The following is a 22,875-nucleotide window of genomic DNA, read 5'->3' on the forward strand; positions in this document are numbered from 1 at the left end:
CCAAATTATAACGGAAAAAGCAGTATGCACCAATCATTTTAAAACCAATTGCGAAGGATTTATTTACTCAGGTTTTTCGCTGAATAATTAAATTGAATTTTCCCACAGTAGAATTCGTCTATATCCATCTCTTTAAAAAATAAACGGAATTTTAAATGGCTCGAATACAGACGAATGTATCAGAAATAAAATAATCGAAAATCAGTATTTTCACTGAAGTTTTTAATGTACGGCGCCAGAAATCCTTTAACATAGAAGAGTTTTAAAATAGGCATATAAAAGGTCGAGTCATGCAACGAGTGGCAATCAATGGATTTGGGCGTATTGGACGGAATGTACTGCGCGCATGGTTTGAAAACCCGAAAGATTTTAATTTTGAAATCGTTGCCATTAACGATATTGCTGATGTTGAAACCCTGATTCATTTATTTAAATATGACTCGACCCATGGCCGTTTTCCGGGGCAGGTGGATCTCAGCTATGATGCTGAACATATCTATATGCATATCAGCTATCAGGATGCTGCATTAAAAGTGCAGGTTTTGTGTGAGTCCCAGCCGGCTAAGTTGCCTTGGCAAAACCTGGCGGTAGATGTAGTGCTTGAATGTACCGGGCTGTTCCGTTCCCGTGAAGCCGCAACCCAGCATATTCAGGCAGGGGCGAAACGTGTGATTATTGGCGCTGCACCTTTTGATACGGTCGATGCCGCGATTGTCTATGGTGTCAATCATCATGAAGTCAAAGCATCGGACCAGATCATTTCCAGTGTTTCTTGTACTACGCAGGCTTTGGTGCCACTGGTCAAAATTGTCGATGATGCATTTGGGATCAGTAGCGCCCTGATGACTGAAATCCATGCTGTCACGGCGGATCAGTCGGTACTGGATCATGCGCATCGTGATTTGCGTCGTGCACGTGCTTCAGGCCATAACATCATTCCTACGACTTCGAGCGCACTCGGTGCCTTAAAGCGTGTCATGCCAAAAATGGAAGATCGTATTGATGGTTATTCAATTCGGGTGCCGACCATTAATGTGGCCGCGATTGATTTAACGTTTGTCTCCCAGTCGCCGATTACCGATCACAAGCTGAATGAAGTGCTGATCAAGGCTGCCCAGCAGGATTTTGCGGAAATTATGGCCGTGACAGATGAGCCATTGGTATCGAGTGATTTTAATCATTCCCCATATTCATTGATTGTGGATTTGACCCAGACTCTAGTCGTTGGGCATCAAGCCAAAGTCTTTGCCTGGTACGATAACGAGTGGGGCTATGCCAACCGTCTGCTGGATTTATGTGAATCATTTCATTAAGTTCGGGTTATCTAAACCTCAAAAGCACCGAGATACGGTGCTTTTTTCTTGCCTGTAAATATTCTGCAAGCCATGTTTTAAGAGAATTTGCCGGTAATTGATCGAAAATCAGGAATTGAGGCTGAATTATTTACGTTATCTGCAGCATTTTTCGTTAAGATAAAGACAATAAAATGAAATAAGAGCAAGCACATGATGGTGGTTTGGGGATTTATTATACTGCTGACTTTGGCGGTAATTTTTCTGATCTGGCTGCAGTTTAACCAGAGTGATGAGCCACGTAGCGTGGAAGGCGTGCCAGTCGAAGAAAAAATCGTGCATCTGGAAGAAAATTTAAAAAAGACCCTGGAAATCATGCAGGATCTAGCCAAAAAAATGCATGTGCAGCAGGAAGTGCTGGATCAGACCACAGCCAAACTTCAGCAGGTTGAATTGCAAAATGCCGAACTGGTCAGTTTGCTGACCAAAGTGGTTGATCCACAGAAATAAACAAAACCCCTTTATAGATCATTTAAAGGGGTTTTTCTAGCGTTAGATTATTAAAATTCTTAAAATTGCAGCAGAAACCATACTGATGGCGACGGTCGGTAATAATCCAAAACGTGTAGCGGCAAATAGCGTTAAAGCCAAGGCAATCAGGTCTGCCGGATGGTCGCGTACAAAATAAGGCGCAATCACTGAAATCAGCACGCAGCCGGGAACTACTTCCAGAATTTTTCGCTGGCGCTGTGTCAGCGTTTTATTTTTTAATAAGACATAGCCCAAGAGCCGGGTTAAATAGGTGGTCACAGCAATCAGGATAATGGCCACCAAGGTATTTATCTGGATCATGCTTGATCCTCTTGAATCAGGAAAAATGCCGAAGTGATTCCAGACAAGGCGCCAATCGGCACATACCAGCCCGCAGGTAAATATAAATAAGCCAAAGCCGCACAGACTAAACTGACCAGCCATGGCCGGGCAGCCTCAAAACCTTTCCACATACTTCTTAGTAACACCAGAAATACAGCAGGAAAGGCCATATCAAAACCAAAACGGTTGATGTCGCCTAATACAGGTCCAAGCATGGCCCCGAGTGTGGTAAATCCGACCCACATCAAGTACAGGCAAAAACACAGGCCGGCATAATAAGGCATGCTAAACGCAGCACGATAACCCAGTTGCGCCTGTTTCCTTTGTGCATCAGCCAGACCGAGTGCCCAGCTTTCATCGACCATAAAAAACAGCGCCGGAAAAACTTTAAGATTCGGAAGATGCTTTAAATACGGAACCAAACTGGCGCCCATCAACAGATGCCGGCTATTTACCAGAAAGGTAATGAACATCAGCATGAGTAAATTTGGTGGACTGCTCCAGACTTCCAGAATGGTAAATTCAGAACCGCCGGCAAAGTTCAAACCGGTCAGTAATGGCACTTCGAGCAAGCTGAAATTCTTCTGTACTGCCGTCGCACCCAGTACCAGCGCAAAGGGGATAATCCCTAAAAGCATGGGAATAGAATCTTTCATGCCACGTTGAAATTCACTGAAATCGGTAGGGGCAACTATTGCTGCGGTGCTTTGTCTGAACAAAAGCATGGAAATGACCTGGGTACTGCAAAACTAGACCATATTTTATGGCGATATTCAGGCTATTTGCTGTTGTAGTGAAAGAGATTTGAGTTTTATTTGAAATTAAATTGCGCTAAATTAAATTTAAGAGGTTTTAAATGCCAAGGCATAGACATGGATCAAATAGATAAACGCATTTTGCATGAGCTGCAAAAGAATGGAAAACTGCAAAATAATGAACTGGCTCAATTAATTGGCTTGTCACCGTCACCCTGTTTAAGACGGGTAAAACAGCTGGAAGATAATGGCGTGATTGAGCAATATGTCGCACTGCTGAATCCACAAAAGGTCAATTTGGCGATGAGCGTGTTTGCACGCGTCTAGCTCAAGTCTCAAGAAGCTGCTGTGGTCGATCAATTTGTCGAAGCGATCAAGGAAATGCCAGAAGTCGTCGAGTGCCAGTTAATGGCAGGCGATTGTGATTTCTTTTTAAGAATTGTGGTGGCTGATCTGGATGCCTATCGTAAATTTCAGATTCATCATTTAACCCAAATTCCCTGCATTCAAAGTGTAAAAACTGAAATTCCATTGCAAACGGTTAAAAGCACGACTGCATTGCCTTTGGTTTAATGCCGGATTTTGTCATGCTATTTGTTTTAAATGTGCATTAAAACGCTGATAGTTGACACAATTGTTGTTGATTTCATCAGGTAGCGAAAATTATAAAATTTGCGATGCACAGCCAAAACTATCGTGCTAGACTAGGAGAAATCGGGTGTGCTCCCGATTTTTTTATGCGGATTCGTTCCGCGCTGACAAGAATTTAGGTTTACAACATGCCCATTTCAGAGACATGGTTATTACCTGATGGTGTAGCTGATGTATTACCAGAACAAGCGCAAGTTATTGAAAGTCTGCGCCGTAAATCACTGGATTTCCTTGCATCTCGAGGTTATCAGCTGGTGTACACGCCATTCATTGAATACATCGAATCTCTATCTTCTCTCTCAGAATCGAATCAAGATTTAGACTTAGCCACTTTTAAAGTAATCGATCAGCTTTCTGGTCGTTTGCTTGGTGTGCGTGCCGATATGACACCACAAGTGGCTCGTATTGATGCGCATGTACATCCAGTGGAAGGTGTAGCACGTTACTGCTATGCAGGAACCGTTCTGCATACCAAGCCTCGCGGTTTTAACACTTCGCGTGCGCCACTACAGTTAGGTGCGGAGCTATTTGGTTCAGACAGCATCGATGCCGATGTAGAAATGGTCGACTTGATGATCAGTCTGATTCAGGAAACAGGTCTGGCAGATGGTATTCATCTGGACTTAGGTCATGTGGGTTTATTCCGCAGTCTGGTGGCTCAAGCCGGCTTAAACAAAGTCGCTGAACAGCAATTATCTGATTTATACCAGCGTAAGGCTTTGCCAGAATTAGAAGAATTCACGGCAGACCTGAAATTTGGTCAGGATTTCTATGCACTTGGACGCTATGCCAGCGACCTGGATGCATTACAAGCGCATTTAAGTGCTGAAGTGTTGGCAAATCCAGCATTTACGCAGGCTTTTAATGTCTTGCAAACCACCAAAGACGAAGTTCAAACCCGTTGGCCAAACTTGAGTATTGGTATTGATGTGGTTGAATTACGTTCATACCATTATCATACTGGCTTGATGTATGCAGTCTATGCACCGAACCGTGCAGCTGCACTGGCACAAGGTGGCCGTTATGATGGCATTGGTGAACATTTTGGCCGTGCGCGTCCGGCAACCGGTTTCTCTTGTGACTTATATGCTTTAAGCGCAGGCCAGTTTGATGCGGTACAGGTCGTGGTTGCACCTAAAGGCACTGATGCAGAACTTCTGAATGCAATTCAGAATATTCGTGCACAAGGCTTAAGTGTAATTCAGTTACTGGGTAATGATGATTTAAACTCGATTCCATATGCGACGCACCAGCTGGTGAATGCGAATGGTGAGTGGACAGTCAAAACGATTTAACTGCTTGGCTCAGTGTTCATGTCGCTGAGCGGGGCTTTCAACTTTAACAGCATGATGTAATGAGGCTATTATGGGCAAGAATGTTGTGGTACTTGGTACCCAATGGGGCGACGAAGGTAAAGGTAAAATCGTCGACCTGCTCACAGATCAAGCGGCAGCGGTAGTTCGTTATCAAGGCGGACATAACGCAGGTCACACTCTTGTGGTTGGTGGTAAGAAAACTGTCTTACACCTCATTCCATCAGGTATTTTACGTGAAAACGTATTGTGCTTAATTGGTAACGGTGTTGTTCTTTCTCCTGAAGCGCTCATCAAAGAGATGGACATTCTTGAAAAAGAAGGCGTTCCTGTTAAAGAACGTTTACGCATTTCTCCAAACTGTCCATTGATTCTTCCGAACCACATCGCACTTGATCAGGCGCGTGAGAAAAAACGTGGTAATGCGAAGATTGGTACGACAGGTCGTGGTATCGGTCCTGCATACGAAGACAAAGTAGCACGTCGCGCAGTACGTGTTGCTGACCTAGTACGTGGTGGTGAACATCTTACTGCTCAGTTAACTGAACTTCTGGACTACCATAACTTCCAGCTGACTGAATACTACGGTGTTGAAGCAGTTAAATTGGAAGATGTGCTGGCACTTTGCGACGAATGGCGTAAAGTTGTTGCGCCACTGGTTGTGGATGTGACCACTGAATTGCATAACTACCGTAAAAACGGTGACAACATCATGTTCGAAGGCGCGCAAGGTTCACTTCTTGACGTTGACCACGGTACATATCCGTATGTGACTTCTTCGAATACCACTGCTGGTGGCGTAAGCTCTGGTTCAGGTCTGGGTCCTTTGCATCTTGACTATGTACTGGGTATTACTAAAGCGTACACAACGCGTGTAGGTGCAGGTCCATTCCCAACTGAGTTGGTGTATGACGCTGCAAATGACACAGGTGATACGATTGGTAAACACCTCGGTACGATTGGTAATGAATTTGGTGCCTCTACTGGCCGTCAACGTCGTTGTGGCTGGTTCGATGCTGAAATTCTACGCCGTTCAGTTGATGTAAACTCACTTTCTGGTATTTGCCTGACTAAACTTGACGTTCTTGACGGTTTAGAAGAAGTGAAAATCTGTGTGGGTTATGAAGCTGCAGATTCTGGTTGTGTCGGTTCTTCTGATGCGCTTGCATTCGAAACTTTAAAACCGATTTACGAAACTATGCCAGGCTGGTCTGAGTCAACTTTCGGTGCGAAATCACTGGATCAATTGCCAGAAGCTGCATTGAACTATGTAAAACGTCTTGAGCAATTGATTGAATGTCCAATCGACATCATTTCAACGGGTCCAGACCGTGAAGAAACGATTGTTCTTCGCCACCCGTTTGATGCTTAATCTTGATTTGATTAAAGCTTAAATGATAAAAACCCATCTCCGGATGGGTTTTTTTATATGCTGAATTTATGCAGGTATTTCAAGACTAAAGTTGCATCGGTAATACCACGTGATGTGCTTTAACATAGCGGTATATAAAGAAAGAAAAATGAGCAGCAGGATGCAAAAAAATATATCGGCGACCATGTTTTATTCATTGTTATTCGCGATGGGCGGGGCGCCAACAATTGCCATGATGATTATTCGTGCGCAAACCCAAAATCCCGAGGTGATTTATGCGGCACTGATTGGTCTGAGTGTCATTATTGCCTGTGTTTTAGTGCCTATTATTTTATTGCAAAATGCTTTTTTATATTTCAAACGTAAAGATGAAATACTTGAACAGAAAATAAAACCACTGAGTCAGATTTATTTGGGTCTCAATATTATTTGTCTGATTTATTGGTTGGCGATACAGTATTTGGCTTAAAAATTACATAATTTATAAGAAGATGAATGAATTAAGCGTTTAGCTGCTGCGCGCTTTCACTTATAATTTTTACAATGTAAATTGCCCTTGAGCCAAGGCGGAGTAAATTATAATGAAGAATAAACTTTTATTGAGTATGGCGGCTGCTACAGTCGTAACATTATCAGGTTGTACCACCATTGCCGATATGGCAGGGGCAGATACTGCGACCTTAAATGCATCTGCGAGCCAAAGCTATAATGCCATGGTCAATGATGCGCGCAATAAAGGCCAACTGGATACCAGTTCAGCCACCTATAAACGGATTAATAATGTATTTAACCGTTTGAAGCCAGTTGCTAACCAGATGAATCAAACCGGTACAGCATTCCAGTGGCAATTGGCTGTGCTCAAATCTGATCAGGTCAACGCCTTTGTTGCACCAGGTGGTAAGGTTGTATTCTATACCGGTATCGTGAATAAACTGAATCTGACCGATGCTGAAATTGCAGCGATTATGGGTCATGAAATGGTGCATGCCTTAGAAGAGCATTCTAAGCAGAAAATCGGTGCTCAAGCCCTGACTGATCTGGCTTTGGGTATTGGCTTAAATGCAGCAGGTGTAGGTCAAGGTGGCGCTGCAGCAGCACAATTGGGTAGTCAGATCGGTATTGGCTTGCCATACTCGCGTAATCTGGAAAGCCGTGCTGACCAAGGTGGTTTAATGTTGATGGCGCGCGCAGGTTATAACCCGAATGCAGCCATTACCCTGTGGGAAAAAATGAACAAACTTGGTGGCGGCAGTGGTGCAACCTTCCTGTCTACGCATCCATCGAATAGTCAGCGTATTGGGCAAATGCGTCAACAATTGCCAGCAGCGATGCAGATTTATAACCAAAAAAAATAATCCACTGATCATCCTGTAAAAGGAGATCTTGATCGGATTGGAAAGGCAGGGCAATGGCTCTGCTTTTTTTATAGCTGATCGGATGGTTAATATTCTACGGGCTATTTTCAGGCAATAAAAAAGGCAAAGTCTGACTTTGCCTTTTTTCACTCAAGATCAGAAGATCTTAGTGCTGGTGACCGCCTACACCGTGTACGTGACCGTGATCTAATTCTTCTTGAGAAGCTTCACGAACAGATACGATTTCAACTTCGAAAGTCAGGTCTTGACCAGCAAGTGGGAAGTTAGCATCAACAACAACATTGTCGCCTTCAACTGCTTTAACAGTTACGATTTGCACGCCGTCATCAGTTTGAGCTTGGAACTGCATACCTGCCTGAATGTTGTCTACGCCTTGGAACATTTGCGCAGGAACTTCTTGAACTAGGTCAGGGTTGTATTCGCCATAACCTTCAGCAGCAGGAACGTTTACAGTGAATTTTTCACCTACAGTTTTGCCTTCTAACGCATTTTCTAAACCTGGGATGATGTTACCTGCACCGTGCAAATAGGCAAGTGGTTCACCTTGAGATTGGTCGAGAGTTTCACCCTCTGCGTTAGTCAATGTGTAGTGGAAAGAAACCACGAGGTTATTTGCAATAGCAGTCATGTTAATTGATCCATTCAATTTTTTAAGGGTACATCATAAAGTGAAATTGCATTTTTGTAGACTAAAATTAGCAAAAAAACGCAATTTGACAATTTTGTTGACGATTTTTTCATTGATTGGGCCAAATTCTGGAATTTCAATGCAATTTCAGCTTTGGAGAAATTTTTCGTGTAACAAAATCTTTTGCAGTCAGAATGCCGGCATGCGCATAACCATGAATGGTCGCCTGATGAATTCGGTATAAAGAAACGTACATTGACTTGGCAACAAAGCCTTGAACATTCACCTGACCGAGCAACTCGCCGACGGCTTTATTCTGGCTTAAGGAAATCAGTGAACCTTTGTCAGAAAATTTAAACATCGGTAAATAGTTTTCTTCATTGACACGCGCTTTCAAGGCATTCGCCAGAAAATTGGCCTGTTGGCTAGCCACTTGTGCACGTGGACCCAAGACTGGTTCATCTGCAGCAGGCTGGCAGTGTGCACAGTCACCAAAAGCAAAAATGTCTGGATCAGATTTGGTTTGCAGGGTGGAGTAGACTTTCAACCGGTGAATATTGTCTTTTTCCATATCTTGCAGTTGTGCCAAGACTTCAGGTGCTTTGATGCCTGCAGCCCAGACTTTAATCTCGGCATCCAGACTTGAGCCATCTGCAAAATAAATCTTGTCTTCATCAACCTTGGCCACGCGGTGACTGGTCAAAACCTCAATGCCAAATTTTTCCAGCTGTTGCATGGTATGTTCGGCGACTTTCGACGAGAGTGCAGTCAGAATACGATCCGCCGCTTCAATCAGGGTAATTTTGACTTTATTTGGGTCGACCTTGTTTAAGCCATATTTAAAGAAATTGTGTTTGGCTTCCACCAGTTCAGCTGCCAGTTCTACTCCGGTTGCACCGGCGCCAATAATCGCGATATTCAGTTCACGGCTCGAAGCTTCATGTTGAGCATTCAAGTAGAGATGCAACAGATCCTGCTGAAAGATATCAGCTTGTGGACGGCTGTCGAGAAAATGACAGAACTGTTTGACGCCTTCGGTATTAAAGTCATTCGAGGTAGAACCCAAGGCCAGTACCAGGGTGTCATAGTCGATGCGCTGGTTCTTCTTGGCTTGGGCTTTTTTGGAGAAATATTCTGTTTCTACCACAATCTGTTTCGCTTCACGATCCAGACCGGTAAATGTCCCCAAGACAAATTCATAATGATGTGCGGCTGAATGGGCAAAATAATTAGTTTCTTCTTCATGTGGATTTAAGGTGCCTGCGGCAATTTCATGCAGCAGCGGTTTCCAAATGTGTGTCAGTTTTTGATCGACCAGAATAATCTGGGCTTTACCGCTTTTACCCAAGCTCTCACCCAGCTGAGTCGCCAGTTCCAGACCACCGGCACCACCACCCACAATCACGATTTTATGTGCTGTCATATATGATTAACCTGTTTATTTTTTTAATAAAAATAAGAGAAATAGAGAGAAAATATACTATGGCATGCACTAAAACGCGTCTTGATTAAAATTGTTATACACATTACAAAACGTAGCAATTCTGTGAGGGCAGGTAAGTTTCCCTGTCTTGAGGGCGTGATGCAGGAAGAAAGGAAAATCTGCCAGAAGATCAGAGAGGAGATCTTCTAGCTTAAAGGGAAGTTACTTGAGATGTAGCGCTATTATCTATCTAAAGGATAAAGCTTTACGCTTGGTGTATTGTCTGAAAATAAACCGAATAAGCCTTGTAGCCAGCTAAAGAATTTCTGAAACAGGTTGGCTTCTTCAATTTCGACATGATCTTCAATTTGAATGGTGCGAATCAACTGATTATTCTGATAAACCTGAATGGTCGCCAAAGGCATCATGGTCGCCAAAGGTGCAATGAGTTCAGACGCTTTCACTTCAACATTGATATGAGTTTGCGTTTCCTGTAAAGGCTCGATACTTTTTAAAACGCCATCACCTGTATTCAGCATGACACGCTGTTGGGTTTGATCAAACTGGTTTAGGTCAATACTGTAGCCCTGATCATATAAAGAAGTGGTAATAATCTGCGGCTGCTTGGTTTGCACCTTAAACATTTTTAAGGTGGATTTAATCACAGGCAACTCAGCAAGGAGCTGTTGATCTTTGATCGCTACTTCATTGCGGGTATAGGTATAGGCGAGATTCATCAGCTTATGTGATACTTCAGCGCGTTTTGTGGCACTTTTAGTACCCAGTACCACCACAATCAGACGGCGATTCGGCATCTCAAAATCTGCTGTGACGCGATTGGCTGTTAGCGCAAGGTTATAGCCTGCCGCCCTGGTAAAACCGGTTTTTAAACCATCTACTGTAGGATCAACCTGAAGTACACGGTTGGTCGCACGATGGAAATGCTGATTATAGGTAAAGCTTGGCTGCTTTGAATAATACAGATAATCCGGGGTTTTATTCACCACCGCCATAGACAGTCTGGCCAAATCGGCGGCAGTCGAATAATGCTCAGGCATGGTAATACCGGCCGGATTCTGGAAATTGGTATGTTGCATGCCCAGTGCTTTGGCTTCCTGATTCATACGTTCAACAAACTGCGGAATACCACCCGAAATTTTCTCAGCCAGCGTCACCGCGGCATCATTGGCAGACATGATAATTAAGCCCGCCAGAAGCTGATCGACTGAAATCTGATCACCTTCTTTCAGGTACATTTGTGACTCATCCCACATCACAGTTTTCACCACAGAGGTCGCGGTTAAAACTTCATTTTTATCTAATTTTCCGGCCTCAATTTCCTTTAAGGCAATATAAGCCACCATCATTTTGGTCAGCGAAGCCGGAGCACGCTGAACGTCGGCATTGTGCTCTGCAATGACTTGACCAGACTGTGAATCCAGAATGGTCCAGGCTTCAGCTTCAACGCTTTCAGGCACAATATTGAGTAGGGCAGCATGTGAAAATGCAGAAATAAATAAACTGAAAACCGCAATCAGTGAGATGATGTATTTCAATGGTGTTCCTTGATAACCCGCTGGGTGTTGAACGATTTAATTTTCACGCATGCTATGCCTTTTTTATACAGATAGCTAGTCGTAAATGTAGACAAATAAGACAGCTAAACCATACTGGCTTAAAAAATGCTAAGCTAAGCTATATCTCATTTATTTTAATTTTATATCGTTCATTATGTTGCATTATCAAATTGAATTTGACGATTATCGTCAGCATCTTATTCACGTGACTGTTCGTTTTCTTGCGGACCCGACACAAGTCCTGTCATTGCCGACTTGGATTCCGGGCAGCTATCTGATTCGAGAGTTTTCCAAGCACATTGAAACGGTCCAAGCCTATGATGAAGATGGGCGCCAGTTACAGATCCAGAAATTTGAAAAAAATAAATGGCGTTTATTCAATACTGATCATGAACTGATTACAGTTGAATATGATGTCTATGCCTATGACCTGTCCGTTCGTGGTGCATATGTGGATCAAAATCGTCTCTACGTGAACCCGGCTTGTGCATGTCTGGGGCTGGAAGGTCAGGAAAATAAAGAAATTGAACTGGAAATCTTCCTGCCAGATGAATTGAAGCATTTTCAATTGGCAACAGGAATGCAGGCTAAAAGTCTGGTCAAAGGCCGTTTCACCCTGAAAGCTAAAAACTATGCCGAACTGATTGATGCGCCATTTGAGCTGGCAGAACAAACCCGTTTCAGTTTTGAAGCAAATGGTATTCCACATGAGTTTGTGGTGTCAGGCAAACACGCGATGAATGCGGCGCGTATGCAGCAGGACATTGAAAAAATCTGTGCTACAGAAATTTCAATGTTTGGTTCGGCGCCGTTTACAGACTATACCTTTATGACCATGGCAACCGGCAATAGCTATGGCGGTCTGGAGCATCCAAATTCTACCAGCCTGATTTCACCACGTGATGACTTGCCGAAAGCCAATGAGCCAGAAGAGCCATCTAAAGATTATCAGCGTTTCTTGGGCTTATGTAGCCATGAATATTTCCATTCATGGTTGGTGAAATTCATTCGCCCTGAAAACTTCGTCAATTATGATTTAAACAGAGAAGGCTATACTTCTTTGTTGTGGATCTTTGAAGGTTTCACCTCGTATTATGACGATTTGATCTTGCTACGCAGCGGCGTGATTAATCAGGAATCGTATATTGCTTTGTTAAAAGCACAGATTGACCGCTATTTGCAAAATCCGGGACGTGTGATTCAGTCAGTGTCTGAATCCAGTTTTGATGCCTGGGTGAAATTCTATCGTCAGGATGAAAACTCGAATAATGCGGGTACCAGCTATTACAACAAAGGTTGTTTAGTTGCACTGTGCCTGGATTTGGGTCTGCGTTTACGTGGTTCAAGTCTGGATGCTTTGATGCGCCGTTTGTATGGAAATGCCCAGAAAGGCGTTCAGGTGCATGAACGGACGATCTTTGAATTGTGTAAAGAATTGACAGGAGATGATTGGTCAGAACAGATTAATCACTTGATCAATACCACAGATGAATTGCCGCTCGATCAGCTATTCCCTGAGTTTGGTATGGCTTATAGCCTGAAAAATGACAAGTCTTTGCCATTCGGTTTAAAACTGGTAGATAAGCCGGAAGGTGTTCTAGTTCAATCTGCGCGTCGTGATGGGGTTGCTGTACTCGCTGGCCTTTCTGCCAATGATGTCATTATTGCAATTGATGGCTTAAAAGCAACGACCAAACTCATTGAAAGCTATGCAAAACAGCAAGGTACTTTTACAGTGTATGCATTCCGTCGTGATGAGCTGATGAGTTTTGAAGTTCAAGCCGCGGGTTCTGAACTGACCGAAGTTGAACTGAAAGTTGAAGATCAGGCCAAAGCTGAAAAGTGGCTTAAAGCTTAATTCAATTTCAAACTTTAAAACCGATGCTTAGGCATCGGTTTTTTTATTGACTAAATATCAACATGATATTTATTTAATGAGCAGTCAGGAAATTCCATTGAATTTAGCTTGCGATTTAATGATGCTGATTCCTCATTTGAATATCATAAAATGCTAGTACGACCATTATTGGCTTTGCGTTCTGCTATAGCAGTCAATGTATCGCAAAGACATCTTGGTCCTGATTAAACATCCGGTTAACTTGCTGATCCAATACAAATCTCCTTTTTTGAATACATTTTATTTTTTAGATCACTAAATATGAATCGTAAATGGCATTTCAATAAAAGAATAACAAGAAAAAAAAGGAAGGCCCAAAGAGGGTGGGCCTTAAGTGGGAGAGCTTAGTTGCCGCGATAGGTTGAATAACCATAGGGGCTTAATAGCAGCGGGATATGATAGTGATTGACTGAGCCATCTACTTCAAAAATCACCGGTACTTCCGGGAAAAAGCTGTTTTGCTTTTGGGTTTTAAACCAGTCACCAGTTTTAAAAGTCACTTTGTAGGTTCCTTTATCAAAGGTTTTATTCTCTGGGTACAGTGCTGTGATACGACCCTGAGGATTGGTCCTTGCTTGTGAAAGCTGTACCCATTTGCCATTTTTCTGTGTTTCCAGCGTCACTTCTACATTTGGAGAAGGCAAGCCATTTTCCAGATTCAGCACGTGTACACTCAGCGGATTCTGGGCAAAAGAAAGAGTTGCTGCAGTAGTGGCAAGAGTCGCGATTAAGATTTTTTTCATGTTGTGTTCCTCGTTGGAATGACGGAATAATGTTTAATCAAAGGAATAAAAAATTACTAATTAAAAGATATCAAAGCTGCTTTAAGGTGGTTTGAATGCCGCTATTGGCACATTGATGATCCTGTACTGAACCGCCCGCACCTGCGACGCCTACTGCGCCTACAATCTGGTTTTGGTAAATGACAGGGACACCACCACCCAGTAATAGCAATTCAGGCAAGCTATTCAGATTCTGTGCATCCGGATTTTTCTGGGCATTGCGCATAAAATCCAATGTGCTGGTTTTAGTTGAATACGCGGTGAAAGCTTTCCGTTCCGCTGCAATCAGGTTGTGAATGCCGACAGATTCATGGCGCTGGCTGGCCAGCAGGTTGCCACCTTGATCCAGAATAACGACTGCCGCCGGCTTGGCCTGTTTCTGGCAAGCAAGCATGACGTTGCTGGCCATGAGCTTTGCCACTTCTAGCGACATGACTGGCGCCGTTTTAAATTCTGCATGCGCCAGTGAGCTGAGTAGTAATACGCTGCTGAGCAAGGCCATGCTTGTGTTGGCGATTGAAATTTTCATGGTTATCTTTCATGCAATTGGCTACTGGGGCTATCTTAGAAAAAAATCCGCCAGTACAGCATGACAATCAGATTACCAATTTGTAATCTAGAACTAGCTAAAAACAGCTAAACTACTGACATGCATATTTTAATTGTAGAAGATGAAGTCAAGATTGCTGAATATCTGGCAAAAGGACTGAATGAGTCAGGTTATAGTACGACCATCGCAGAAAATGGCGTGCGAGCATTATCGTGTTTGCAGCAACAGTCTTTTGATCTGGTGCTGCTTGATGTGATGCTGCCGGACCTGGACGGCTGGCAGGTATTACATACCCTGCGAACTTTTAGCCAGATTCCGGTATTAATGCTCACTGCACGTGATCATGTGCTAGATCGGGTGAAAGGACTGGAGCTTGGTGCTGATGATTATCTGACCAAGCCTTTTTCCTATATTGAATTACTGGCCCGAATTAAAAGTCTGTTGCGCCGTGTGCCGCGTCTGGAGCAGGAGGCCTATCAGGTTTCAGATCTGGTATTGAACCGCTTAAAGCATGAGGTTTACCGTAATGGGCAAAAGATCGACTTGAGCCAGAAAGAATTTGCGCTGTTGCAATTGTTAATGGAACATCAGGGACAGGTGATGACCCGGAGCCAGATTGCGTCAATGGTCTGGAATATCAATTTTAATACTGATACTAATGTGGTCGATGTGGCTATTCGCAGGCTGCGTAGCAAAATTGATGATCATTACACGCCAAAACTGATCCATACCGTACGTGGCATGGGTTATAAGCTAGATGAATATCCATGAAAAACCCTGTGTTATTGCCGTTGGCAACACGATTGAGTATTGCATTTGCACTGGTGTCTTGCGTGGTGTTTCTGAGTGTGGCGTTGCTGTCTTATCAAAATATGCAACAGATGATTCAGACCCAGCAGGATCAGGCGCTGGCTGCGCGTATTTCCCGGATTGAGATTTTTCTTGAAGATGCCCAGAGTTTCAAACTTCTGGTCCAGCATCCCAAATTATATGAAAATATGCTGGGACAGGAAGATAATTTACTGCTGCTGCAGCATCAGAATAGTCGTCTGATCGAAATCAATCCTTTGCAGGTTCATATTCCGGCATTGCATTATTCTTCCAAATTACAGTTTCAGAATAATCAGGCTGAACATCCTTCAACACGTCTGGCTTTTAAACAGGTGCAGTTTGATGGTCGCAGCTACCAGCTGGTAGCGGGTAAACAGTTGGCAGAAGGACAAAGGGCACTGGCAACCTATTTATCAAAACTGGTGCTCTATAGTCTGCTTGGTATATTGCTCTCGACCTTTATGGCCTGGCTGGCTGGACGCTATATTCTCAAGTCAATGCGTCAGCTGATGCTGGCGACAGCACAGGTCAATATTCAGCAGCCCAATCAGCACATTGATGTTCAGAGTAATACGCTTGAGGTGCAAGAGCTGAGTCAGGCCATGAACGATATGCTCGGTAATATTCAGTCTGCATATCAGCAGTTGGCACGTTTTTCTGAGGACATTTCGCACGAACTTCGCACGCCATTAAACAATCTAATCGGGCAGACACAGATTCTGTTATCGCGACCGCGCGAGCCTGCTGAACTGGAAAATCTGCTCTATTCCAACCTGGAAGAATATGAACGCCTAAGCCAGATGATTGAAAGCATGCTGTTTATCGCGCGGGTAGAGCATGGTGGATTTACGGTTGAAAAACAGCATTTCAATCTGAATGAGATGCTGCAAGAATTACTTGAGTACTTCAGTTTTCTGGCCGAAGAAAAGCAGATGCATTTAAAAATTAATGTTCCAGCAGATTTAAGTCTAACTGCCAGCACCGCATTATTACAGCGCGCTGTTGCCAATCTGATCAGCAATGCCATTACTTATGGTCAGCCAGGGAGTGAGATTAGTGTGTCGGCACAGCGACTGAATCATCGCATCAAAATATCGGTGCTGACGCCAGAGGTATGGGTTGCAGATGAGCATCATCCGCATTTATTTGACCGGTTTTATCAGATAGATGACAGCCGACATGAAAAAGCCCAGACGGGTGGTCTGGGCCTTGCCATTGTGCAGTCGATTATGCAGCTCCATCAGGGGGGAACAACTGTAGAAAATACGCCGTCTGGCGTGATGTTTAGCCTGTCACTACCTGATGAATAGGCTGGGCTTTAACCACGACCCCGGCCGCGACCACGTGGTGCCTTGGTATTTGGACGAGTAGTACCATTGGTGCGACGTTTCGGCTTTTCACTTTCATCCATTTGCCAGATACGCTTGGTTCCAGACTTCTTCACAGAACCATCTTTATTTTTACGAACCATTGGCTTACCGCCCGTACCACCCGGCTTTTTCACATAAGAACGTGAACGGTATGGTTCTTCCGCAGGAACATTCTGGAAGTCCGGATAAAGTAAGGGTTCAATTTCTCTGGTCTCACCCGGTTGCAATCCCATGCGAACCAAATCAATCTCACCAATTTTGGTACGGATCAAACGCAGTGTAGGGAAGCCGACAGCAGATGTCATACGACGAACTTGACGGTTACGACCTTCACAGATCGAAATCTCAACCCAAGATGTTGGAACAGAGGCACGGAAACGTACAGGAGGATTACGCTCCCATAACCATTCAGGTTCAGACACTTTTTCAGCACGTGCAGGAAGCGTCATGCCATCTTTCAGTTCAACGCCTTTACGAAGCTGTTCAAGTGCTTCTTCGGTCACATCACCTTCCACTTGCACCATATAAGTTTTAAACTTTTTATTGGCAGGATTGGTGATATATTGGTTGAGACCACCGTGATCGGTGAGGAAAACCAGACCTTCTGAGTCCATGTCCAAACGACCCGCAAGACGTAAATCTTTGTCGTTGACAAAATCAGCCATGGTTGGGTGCTTTTCATCCGCACGGAATTGGGAGAGGACGTCATAAGGTTTGTTTAGAATGACGATTTTCATAGGAAATAACTTCTATAATTACATTAATTTAAAAAATGTAGAGGTTTATTTAAAAGGGAAATTTAGTTATTTCCCGTATAAATCTCAAAAACAACAAATCTGGATTAGAATATTATGCGTTAAGAACAGTTGAAAGTATTGCCTAATTGGCAATTATTTTAGATTTGTCAGCGGCATCCGGGAGAATACTAATAATGGGATATCAAAAAATCGTAGTACCTGTGGATGGTACCAAAATTACCGTTAATGCAGACCTGTCACTCAACGTACCAAATAATCCAATTATCCCATTTATCGAAGGGGATGGAATTGGTGCAGATATTACACCAACAATGCGAACTGTGGTAGATGCTGCTGTGCAAAAAGCATACGCCGGGAAGCGTTCCATCGAATGGATGGAAGTCTACTGCGGTGAAAAAGCTGACAAAATTTACGGCACCTATATGCCTGAAGAAACTCTCGAAGCACTGCGCGATTATGTGATATCGATTAAAGGTCCACTGACCACGCCAGTCGGTGGTGGTATTCGTTCCTTGAATGTGGCTTTACGTCAGGAACTGGATTTATATGTCTGTGTACGTCCGGTGCGCTGGTTTGAAGGGGTACCTTCGCCAGTACATAATCCGGAACTGACCGATATGGTGATCTTCCGTGAGAATTCAGAAGATATTTATGCCGGTATTGAATGGAAAGCAGATTCTCAGGAAGCGAAAAAGGTTATCAAGTTTTTGAAAGAAGAAATGGGTGTAACCAACATCCGCTTTGAAGACAATTGTGGGATCGGGATCAAACCTGTCTCCAAAGAAGGTAGCCAGCGTCTGGTGCGTAAAGCGATTCAGTTCGCCATTGAAAATGACAAGCCGAGTGTGACCTTGGTGCACAAAGGCAATATCATGAAATACACCGAAGGAGCATTTAAAGAGTGGGGCTATGAGGTCGCATTGGAACGTTTCGGCGGTGAGCTTTTAGATGGTGGTCCGTGGGTTAAAATCAAAAATCCAAGAACAGGCAAAGACATTATTATTAAAGATGTTATTGCAGATGCCTTCTTGCAGCAAATCCTGATGCGCCCGGCGGATTATTCTGTGATTGCGACACTCAACTTAAATGGTGACTATATTTCTGATGCGCTGGCTGCGGAGGTTGGTGGGATTGGAATTGCACCGGGTGCCAATATTGGCGGTTCGATTGCAGTCTATGAAGCAACCCACGGCACAGCGCCTAAATATGCCAGGCAGGATAAAGTGAATCCAGGTTCGATTATTCTGTCTGCAGAAATGATGCTGCGTGATATGGGATGGACAGAAGCTGCCGACCTGATCATCAAGGGGATTTCGGGTGCGATTGCGGCAAAAACGGTGACCTATGATTTCGAGCGTCTGATGCCAGGTGCGACCTTGCTACGTTGTTCTGAGTTTGGTGAAGCGATCATTGCTAATATGGATGCCTAAAATTGCGATGCAATTTATGAATAAAAAAACCCGCAATTACGGCGGGTTTTTTTATCACTTTATTGGGAAGCAAAGGCTGAACGGTTTAAGGTTAAACGTTAAAATAAGTATCAGGCTGCAAGATCATGTAAGAAGTGTAATGAGCCTAGAAATGATTCGTTCTAAGCTGAATAACTTAGTAAACACTGTATTACATTGACGTATTTGGATACAGCTCAGCGATTGGCTTATTTTGTATAAACGTTACAGTGATGAATGGAACTTCCAGTGATATAGAGACGTTTCTCCAAAGGAGTAAATCATGGCTAAAGCTAAAGCGAGACATAAGCAGGTCCAACAAAAAGACAAGCAGGACAATGCTCAGAATGAAGAGCAGCAACAGCAACAACAGCAACAACCATCGAAACCATCTCGTGCTAAAAAACGTAGATAATCTCCTATCCACCTAAAATAACAAAACCCTCATTTGAGGGTTTTGTTATTTGAATGCTTGTATAAAATCATCACTAAAAATAACAGGATTGTGACTTTAAATTAGGCGGTTGTGATTAAGATAAAAGTCATCTATTTAATTTAATGCGAATATTGGTGAAATTTCTTCGGATTATAAGCTTACTGTTATCTATAGGTTTTCTACTAACTGCCTGTCAGCCACCGCCTTCAGGTGAAGCAGCAGGTTGGAAAAGCCCTTATCTGTATTGGCAATTACAGAGAGCCCAGTTAGAAGCTCCGCTACAGATTCCGGTTGAAGGCGTCAGAGTTGGTCAGATTAATGATACTTGGGGAGCAGCGCGTAGTGACGGTCGTAAACACGAAGGGACGGATATTTTTGCCAAACGCGGTACGCCAGTATTTAGCGCGACCCCAGGTATTGTGCGTAGGATTGGCACCAACAATCTGGGTGGAAAAATCATCTGGGTGACCGGTCCAAATATGAGCCAACATTATTATGCACATCTGGATGACTATGCAGAACATATTCAGGAAGGCGACTGGGTTGAGGCAGGTGAAGTCATCGCTTATGTGGGGAATACAGGTAATGCCAAAAATACCCCGCCGCATTTACATTATGGGATTTATTTAGGTGGGCAAGGAGCAACCAATCCTTATCCTTATTTAGTCCCTTCTCCATGAGCAGAAATTGGCAGAGTTTGTTGTTCAGATTTGAGTCTGACAGGACGTGTGTACCAGAACAATTGTAACGTTCCTAATAAAAGAACAAATGTGGCCAGTATGAACTGTTGATGATAGCTCAATCCAAAATATTGCAGCGCACTAAAACTGAGCCCACCGATTAGCTGAATCGAGGCAAAACACAAGGTGGCAATACTCCAGAGCTTTTTATAAGCCAGTCCATACAGTTGCAAAATGGTATAGGAGGTCAGGAACACCACAGCCGGATTTAGCATCCCGGTAAAAAAGGAAGAGCTAAAAGTAAGCAATGGGCTGGCATCTAGGGTTGCAATAAAAATAGCCACAATATAAAGACTATAAAGAATTTTTAGGGCAACAAAATTACCCCATTTTCTGGCCAGTGCATAAGCACTCAAGGCGCCTAAAGCACTACCTAGTCCATATAGAATCCAGTTGAAATTAATCCAGAACAAGCTCAATCCCAACTGCTGGCTTAAATAATCAATCCAGAAGAGTGAATGCGGTATATAAGCGAATGCACTACACGCGTAGACCGTCAGTAAACTATAAAAGATGCTATTCAAAGATAGAGTAGAGATAACCGAAGGCGCTTGTGCGGACAAATACGGCTTAAATTTCTGAATCAGAAAACTTAAAACGATACAGATAAGCAAAGCAAAACCACATAAGATTAGCCAGGCCGTCTGTATGGAAATTTGATCCAGATAGGGCAGAAACAGGGTTGCAATTAAAACCCCTACTCCAATTCCGCTAAAACCAATAAAGTTGATTTTAAGACGGTCTTGAAGTTCACAGCACTGTGCAACCACACTCGGCGATAAGATCATCATCAGTCCACCGCTGATCCCGGAAATAATACGCCAAGCGATATACCAAGCTTCAGAAAAACCAGAAAATGCACAACACATCAGGCTGAACATGCCAGCGAAGGCTGAAATTTGAATATAGGTACTCATGCTGCGGTCTTGAGGCAAGCGCATGGCAGTAAATGCACCGATCAAATAACCCAGCAAATTGGCACTGCCCAAGAGGCTGGCAAAATCTGTACTCCAGCCAAAGGCTTCGCGTGTGCCAGGTAACAGGGCAGTATAAGAGAAACGAAGAATACCAATGCCCAAGCACATACTAAGGCAGAGAAACAGGCTGAGCTTCATTGTGTTTGAGGACATCCGTGTACTCATAGAATTTTATATTTGTTCAAAAAATAACATGAATTTTCATGATTGAGGGGGAATTGCCTGAGAAGAAACCATTGAATGCAGAAATTTGCTCAAAGAAACCGGTATGATTTTTAAGATTTCATCAGTCAAAAGCCTGAATTTTTTCAGAGAAATAAAAAACCGCGTCTCAACGCGGTTTTTTATATTGTCTATTTCAAGAGTTAACGCATCTTGGCCAGGAAACGGCCAACACGGGTAATGGCTTCACGCAGTTCATTTTCAGCCGGCAGGAATACTACACGGAAATGATCCGGTGTCGGCCAGTTAAAGCCTGTACCTTGTACCAAAAGTACTTTCTCTGCACGTAACAAATCCAGCATCAGTTTTTCATCGTCCTGAATTGGATACACATTCGGATCCAGTTTCGGGAAACAGTACATTGCACCTTCAGGCTTGACACAAGATACACCTGGAATCTCGTTCAGCATTTCCCAGGCAATATTGCGCTGTTCATATAAACGCCCACCTGGGCGAATTAGGTCATTAATCGACTGATAACCGCCCAGTGCAGTCTGAATCGCATATTGAGCCTGATGGTTGGCACACAAACGCATCGATGCCAGCATATCCAAACCTTCGATATAGTCTGCGGCACGTGCTTTATCGCCGGTAATGGCCATCCAGCCGGAACGGAAACCAGCAATACGATAGGCTTTAGATAAACCGTTAAACGAAACACAGAGCTGATCGCCAGCCAGAGCTGCTACAGCAACATGCTCGATTCCATCGTAAATAATTTTGTCGTAGATTTCATCAGCAAATAAAATCAGGTCATATTTCTTGGCCAAGTCGACGATTTGCTGCAACACATGACGTGGGTAAACCGAACCGGTCGGGTTATTCGGGTTAATAATCACAATACCACGGGTATTTGGCGTGATTTTGCTTTCCATATCAGCAATATCTGGATACCAGTGATTTTCTTCATCACATTTATAGTGAATCGCTGTACCGCCAGATAGATTCACTGCCGCCGTCCAGAGTGGATAATCTGGCATTGGAATCAGCATTTCATCGCCATCATCCAGCAGACCCTGCATGGCCATCACGATCAGTTCAGACACACCATTACCGATATAGACGTCATTGACGTGCATATCTAGAATGCCTTTTTGCTGATAATACTGACAGATCGCCTTACGCGCCGGGAAAATCCCTTTGGAATCCGTGTAGCCAATCGCATTCGGCAGGTTTAAAGCCACATCGTTGATAATTTCTTGTGGTGCTTCAAAACCGAATGGGGCAGGGTTACCAATATTTAATTTAATAATTTTGTGACCAGCTTCTTCCATCTCGATGGCCGCTCGTAACACAGGTCCGCGAATGTCGTAGCAAACATGATCAAGCTTGGATGATTTCTTGATTTCGCGAGGGGATTGGAAAGTGTTCGGCATTTTGATGTTCTCGGATGGAGTGGAGGTCACTTTTGCATAACGATATAAATAACTTTTAAATGTCTCAGTTGTGACTAGATCGAGATCATGTTCATCTCGAAGTAGTGCAACAATTTTTTCATGCGTAAATCCAAGCTGCTGATATTGTTTGATCACAGGCAGCAGATTTTTAAAAATTACGCTCTTTTTTTGCGACATTTTTTAATCCTGAGCAAATTTAGAGCTAAG

22 protein-coding genes and 1 pseudogene are annotated in these 22,875 nt (G+C 43.4%); 13 read left to right on the forward strand and 10 right to left on the reverse strand.

What is annotated here, in order from left to right; genetic code table 11:
- Positions 1 to 290 precede the first annotated feature (290 nt).
- Both Q9R24_RS06290 and Q9R24_RS06295 read left to right on the forward strand, forming a co-directional pair.
- Positions 291 to 1,313: a type I glyceraldehyde-3-phosphate dehydrogenase gene (locus tag Q9R24_RS06290; protein WP_114541869.1), complete on the forward strand. Its 1,023-nt coding sequence runs from the start codon at positions 291 to 293 to the stop codon at positions 1,311 to 1,313.
- Between the two features lie 192 nt (positions 1,314 to 1,505).
- Complete coding sequence (locus Q9R24_RS06295) at positions 1,506 to 1,802, forward strand: hypothetical protein (protein ID WP_004278968.1); 297 nt, start codon at positions 1,506 to 1,508, stop codon at positions 1,800 to 1,802.
- A 42-nt stretch (positions 1,803 to 1,844) separates the two neighbouring features.
- Here the strand turns inward: Q9R24_RS06295 and Q9R24_RS06300 are convergent, their stop codons facing one another.
- Both Q9R24_RS06300 and Q9R24_RS06305 read right to left on the reverse strand, forming a co-directional pair.
- Positions 1,845 to 2,144 carry an AzlD family protein gene (locus tag Q9R24_RS06300; RefSeq protein WP_114541870.1) on the reverse strand — a complete coding sequence of 100 codons (300 nt, stop codon included), beginning with the start codon at positions 2,142 to 2,144 and terminating at the stop codon, positions 1,845 to 1,847.
- A complete protein-coding gene (locus tag Q9R24_RS06305) occupies positions 2,141 to 2,890 on the reverse strand; it encodes an AzlC family ABC transporter permease (RefSeq protein ID WP_311203910.1) in 750 nt (249 codons plus the stop codon). Before Q9R24_RS06305 ends, Q9R24_RS06300 begins: the two co-directional genes overlap by 4 nt.
- A 147-nt stretch (positions 2,891 to 3,037) precedes the next feature.
- Here Q9R24_RS06305 and Q9R24_RS06310 point away from each other — a divergent pair.
- From Q9R24_RS06310 to Q9R24_RS06330, 5 genes and pseudogenes are all read left to right on the forward strand, one after another.
- A pseudogene (locus tag Q9R24_RS06310) lies at positions 3,038 to 3,493 on the forward strand (Lrp/AsnC family transcriptional regulator).
- Positions 3,494 to 3,699: 206 nt separating this feature from the next.
- On the forward strand, positions 3,700 to 4,866 hold the full coding sequence (locus Q9R24_RS06315) for an ATP phosphoribosyltransferase regulatory subunit (protein ID WP_004278964.1): 1,167 nt from the start codon (positions 3,700 to 3,702) through the stop codon (positions 4,864 to 4,866).
- Positions 4,867 to 4,936: 70 nt separating this feature from the next.
- Positions 4,937 to 6,256, forward strand: coding sequence for an adenylosuccinate synthase (locus tag Q9R24_RS06320; RefSeq protein ID WP_311203909.1), 1,320 nt, complete (start codon positions 4,937 to 4,939; stop codon positions 6,254 to 6,256).
- Positions 6,257 to 6,416: 160 nt separating this feature from the next.
- Complete coding sequence (locus Q9R24_RS06325; protein ID WP_004731567.1) at positions 6,417 to 6,725, forward strand: hypothetical protein; 309 nt, start codon at positions 6,417 to 6,419, stop codon at positions 6,723 to 6,725.
- 112 nt (positions 6,726 to 6,837) lie between these two features.
- Positions 6,838 to 7,611, forward strand: a complete 774-nt coding sequence (locus tag Q9R24_RS06330; protein WP_005106510.1) for a M48 family metallopeptidase — start codon at positions 6,838 to 6,840, stop codon at positions 7,609 to 7,611.
- A gap of 166 nt (positions 7,612 to 7,777) precedes the next feature.
- On the opposite strand, the gene slyD is transcribed toward Q9R24_RS06330, so the two are convergent.
- The 3 genes from slyD to Q9R24_RS06345 all read right to left on the reverse strand — a co-directional run bounded on the left by slyD (position 7,778) and on the right by Q9R24_RS06345 (position 11,239).
- The gene (gene slyD, locus Q9R24_RS06335; protein WP_004278960.1) at positions 7,778 to 8,260 is read right to left on the reverse strand and encodes a peptidylprolyl isomerase; all 483 of its coding nucleotides are present in this window, start codon (positions 8,258 to 8,260) and stop codon (positions 7,778 to 7,780) included.
- Between the two features lie 136 nt (positions 8,261 to 8,396).
- A complete protein-coding gene (locus Q9R24_RS06340; RefSeq protein ID WP_311203908.1) occupies positions 8,397 to 9,683 on the reverse strand; it encodes an NAD(P)/FAD-dependent oxidoreductase in 1,287 nt (428 codons plus the stop codon).
- Positions 9,684 to 9,925: 242 nt separating this feature from the next.
- Positions 9,926 to 11,239, reverse strand: a complete 1,314-nt coding sequence (locus Q9R24_RS06345; RefSeq protein ID WP_311203907.1) for a D-alanyl-D-alanine carboxypeptidase PBP6B — start codon at positions 11,237 to 11,239, stop codon at positions 9,926 to 9,928.
- Positions 11,240 to 11,414: 175 nt separating this feature from the next.
- Here Q9R24_RS06345 and Q9R24_RS06350 point away from each other — a divergent pair, with 175 nt between their 5' ends.
- The gene (locus Q9R24_RS06350) at positions 11,415 to 13,118 is read left to right on the forward strand and encodes a M61 family peptidase (RefSeq protein ID WP_311203906.1); all 1,704 of its coding nucleotides are present in this window, start codon (positions 11,415 to 11,417) and stop codon (positions 13,116 to 13,118) included.
- Between the two features lie 383 nt (positions 13,119 to 13,501).
- Here the strand turns inward: Q9R24_RS06350 and uraH are convergent, their stop codons facing one another.
- Positions 13,502 to 13,900: a hydroxyisourate hydrolase gene (gene uraH / locus Q9R24_RS06355; RefSeq protein ID WP_064096644.1), complete on the reverse strand. Its 399-nt coding sequence runs from the start codon at positions 13,898 to 13,900 to the stop codon at positions 13,502 to 13,504.
- 70 nt (positions 13,901 to 13,970) lie between these two features.
- Positions 13,971 to 14,468 (reverse strand): heme-binding protein, encoded by a 498-nt coding sequence (locus Q9R24_RS06360; protein ID WP_114541879.1) that lies wholly within the window; start codon positions 14,466 to 14,468, stop codon positions 13,971 to 13,973.
- Positions 14,469 to 14,588: 120 nt separating this feature from the next.
- Here Q9R24_RS06360 and Q9R24_RS06365 point away from each other — a divergent pair, with 120 nt between their 5' ends.
- Both Q9R24_RS06365 and Q9R24_RS06370 read left to right on the forward strand, forming a co-directional pair.
- The gene (locus Q9R24_RS06365; RefSeq protein WP_114541880.1) at positions 14,589 to 15,260 is read left to right on the forward strand and encodes a heavy metal response regulator transcription factor; all 672 of its coding nucleotides are present in this window, start codon (positions 14,589 to 14,591) and stop codon (positions 15,258 to 15,260) included.
- The gene (locus tag Q9R24_RS06370; protein ID WP_114541881.1) at positions 15,257 to 16,630 is read left to right on the forward strand and encodes a heavy metal sensor histidine kinase; all 1,374 of its coding nucleotides are present in this window, start codon (positions 15,257 to 15,259) and stop codon (positions 16,628 to 16,630) included. The genes Q9R24_RS06365 and Q9R24_RS06370 overlap by 4 nt, the downstream gene beginning before the upstream one ends.
- 8 nt (positions 16,631 to 16,638) lie before the next feature.
- On the opposite strand, the gene Q9R24_RS06375 is transcribed toward Q9R24_RS06370, so the two are convergent.
- Positions 16,639 to 17,427, reverse strand: a complete 789-nt coding sequence (locus Q9R24_RS06375; protein WP_004645540.1) for an rRNA large subunit pseudouridine synthase E — start codon at positions 17,425 to 17,427, stop codon at positions 16,639 to 16,641.
- 194 nt (positions 17,428 to 17,621) lie between these two features.
- On the opposite strand from Q9R24_RS06375, the gene icd reads away from it, so the two are divergent.
- From icd to Q9R24_RS06390, 3 genes are all read left to right on the forward strand, one after another.
- Positions 17,622 to 18,878 carry an NADP-dependent isocitrate dehydrogenase gene (gene icd / locus Q9R24_RS06380; RefSeq protein ID WP_311203905.1) on the forward strand — a complete coding sequence of 419 codons (1,257 nt, stop codon included), beginning with the start codon at positions 17,622 to 17,624 and terminating at the stop codon, positions 18,876 to 18,878.
- Positions 18,879 to 19,179: 301 nt separating this feature from the next.
- Positions 19,180 to 19,311, forward strand: coding sequence for a hypothetical protein (locus tag Q9R24_RS06385; protein WP_004645538.1), 132 nt, complete (start codon positions 19,180 to 19,182; stop codon positions 19,309 to 19,311).
- A gap of 143 nt (positions 19,312 to 19,454) precedes the next feature.
- On the forward strand, positions 19,455 to 20,012 hold the full coding sequence (locus tag Q9R24_RS06390) for a M23 family metallopeptidase (RefSeq protein ID WP_004278950.1): 558 nt from the start codon (positions 19,455 to 19,457) through the stop codon (positions 20,010 to 20,012).
- Here the strand turns inward: Q9R24_RS06390 and Q9R24_RS06395 are convergent.
- The gene (locus Q9R24_RS06395) at positions 19,991 to 21,202 is read right to left on the reverse strand and encodes a YbfB/YjiJ family MFS transporter (protein WP_005106518.1); all 1,212 of its coding nucleotides are present in this window, start codon (positions 21,200 to 21,202) and stop codon (positions 19,991 to 19,993) included. The two genes, Q9R24_RS06390 and Q9R24_RS06395, sit on opposite strands and share 22 nt — an antisense overlap.
- A 212-nt stretch (positions 21,203 to 21,414) precedes the next feature.
- A complete protein-coding gene (locus tag Q9R24_RS06400) occupies positions 21,415 to 22,845 on the reverse strand; it encodes a pyridoxal phosphate-dependent aminotransferase (protein WP_180038730.1) in 1,431 nt (476 codons plus the stop codon).
- Positions 22,846 to 22,875 lie beyond the last annotated feature (30 nt).

The organism is Acinetobacter sp. RRD8 (assembly GCF_031844225.1).
Taxonomy (GTDB): Bacteria; Pseudomonadota; Gammaproteobacteria; order Pseudomonadales; family Moraxellaceae; genus Acinetobacter.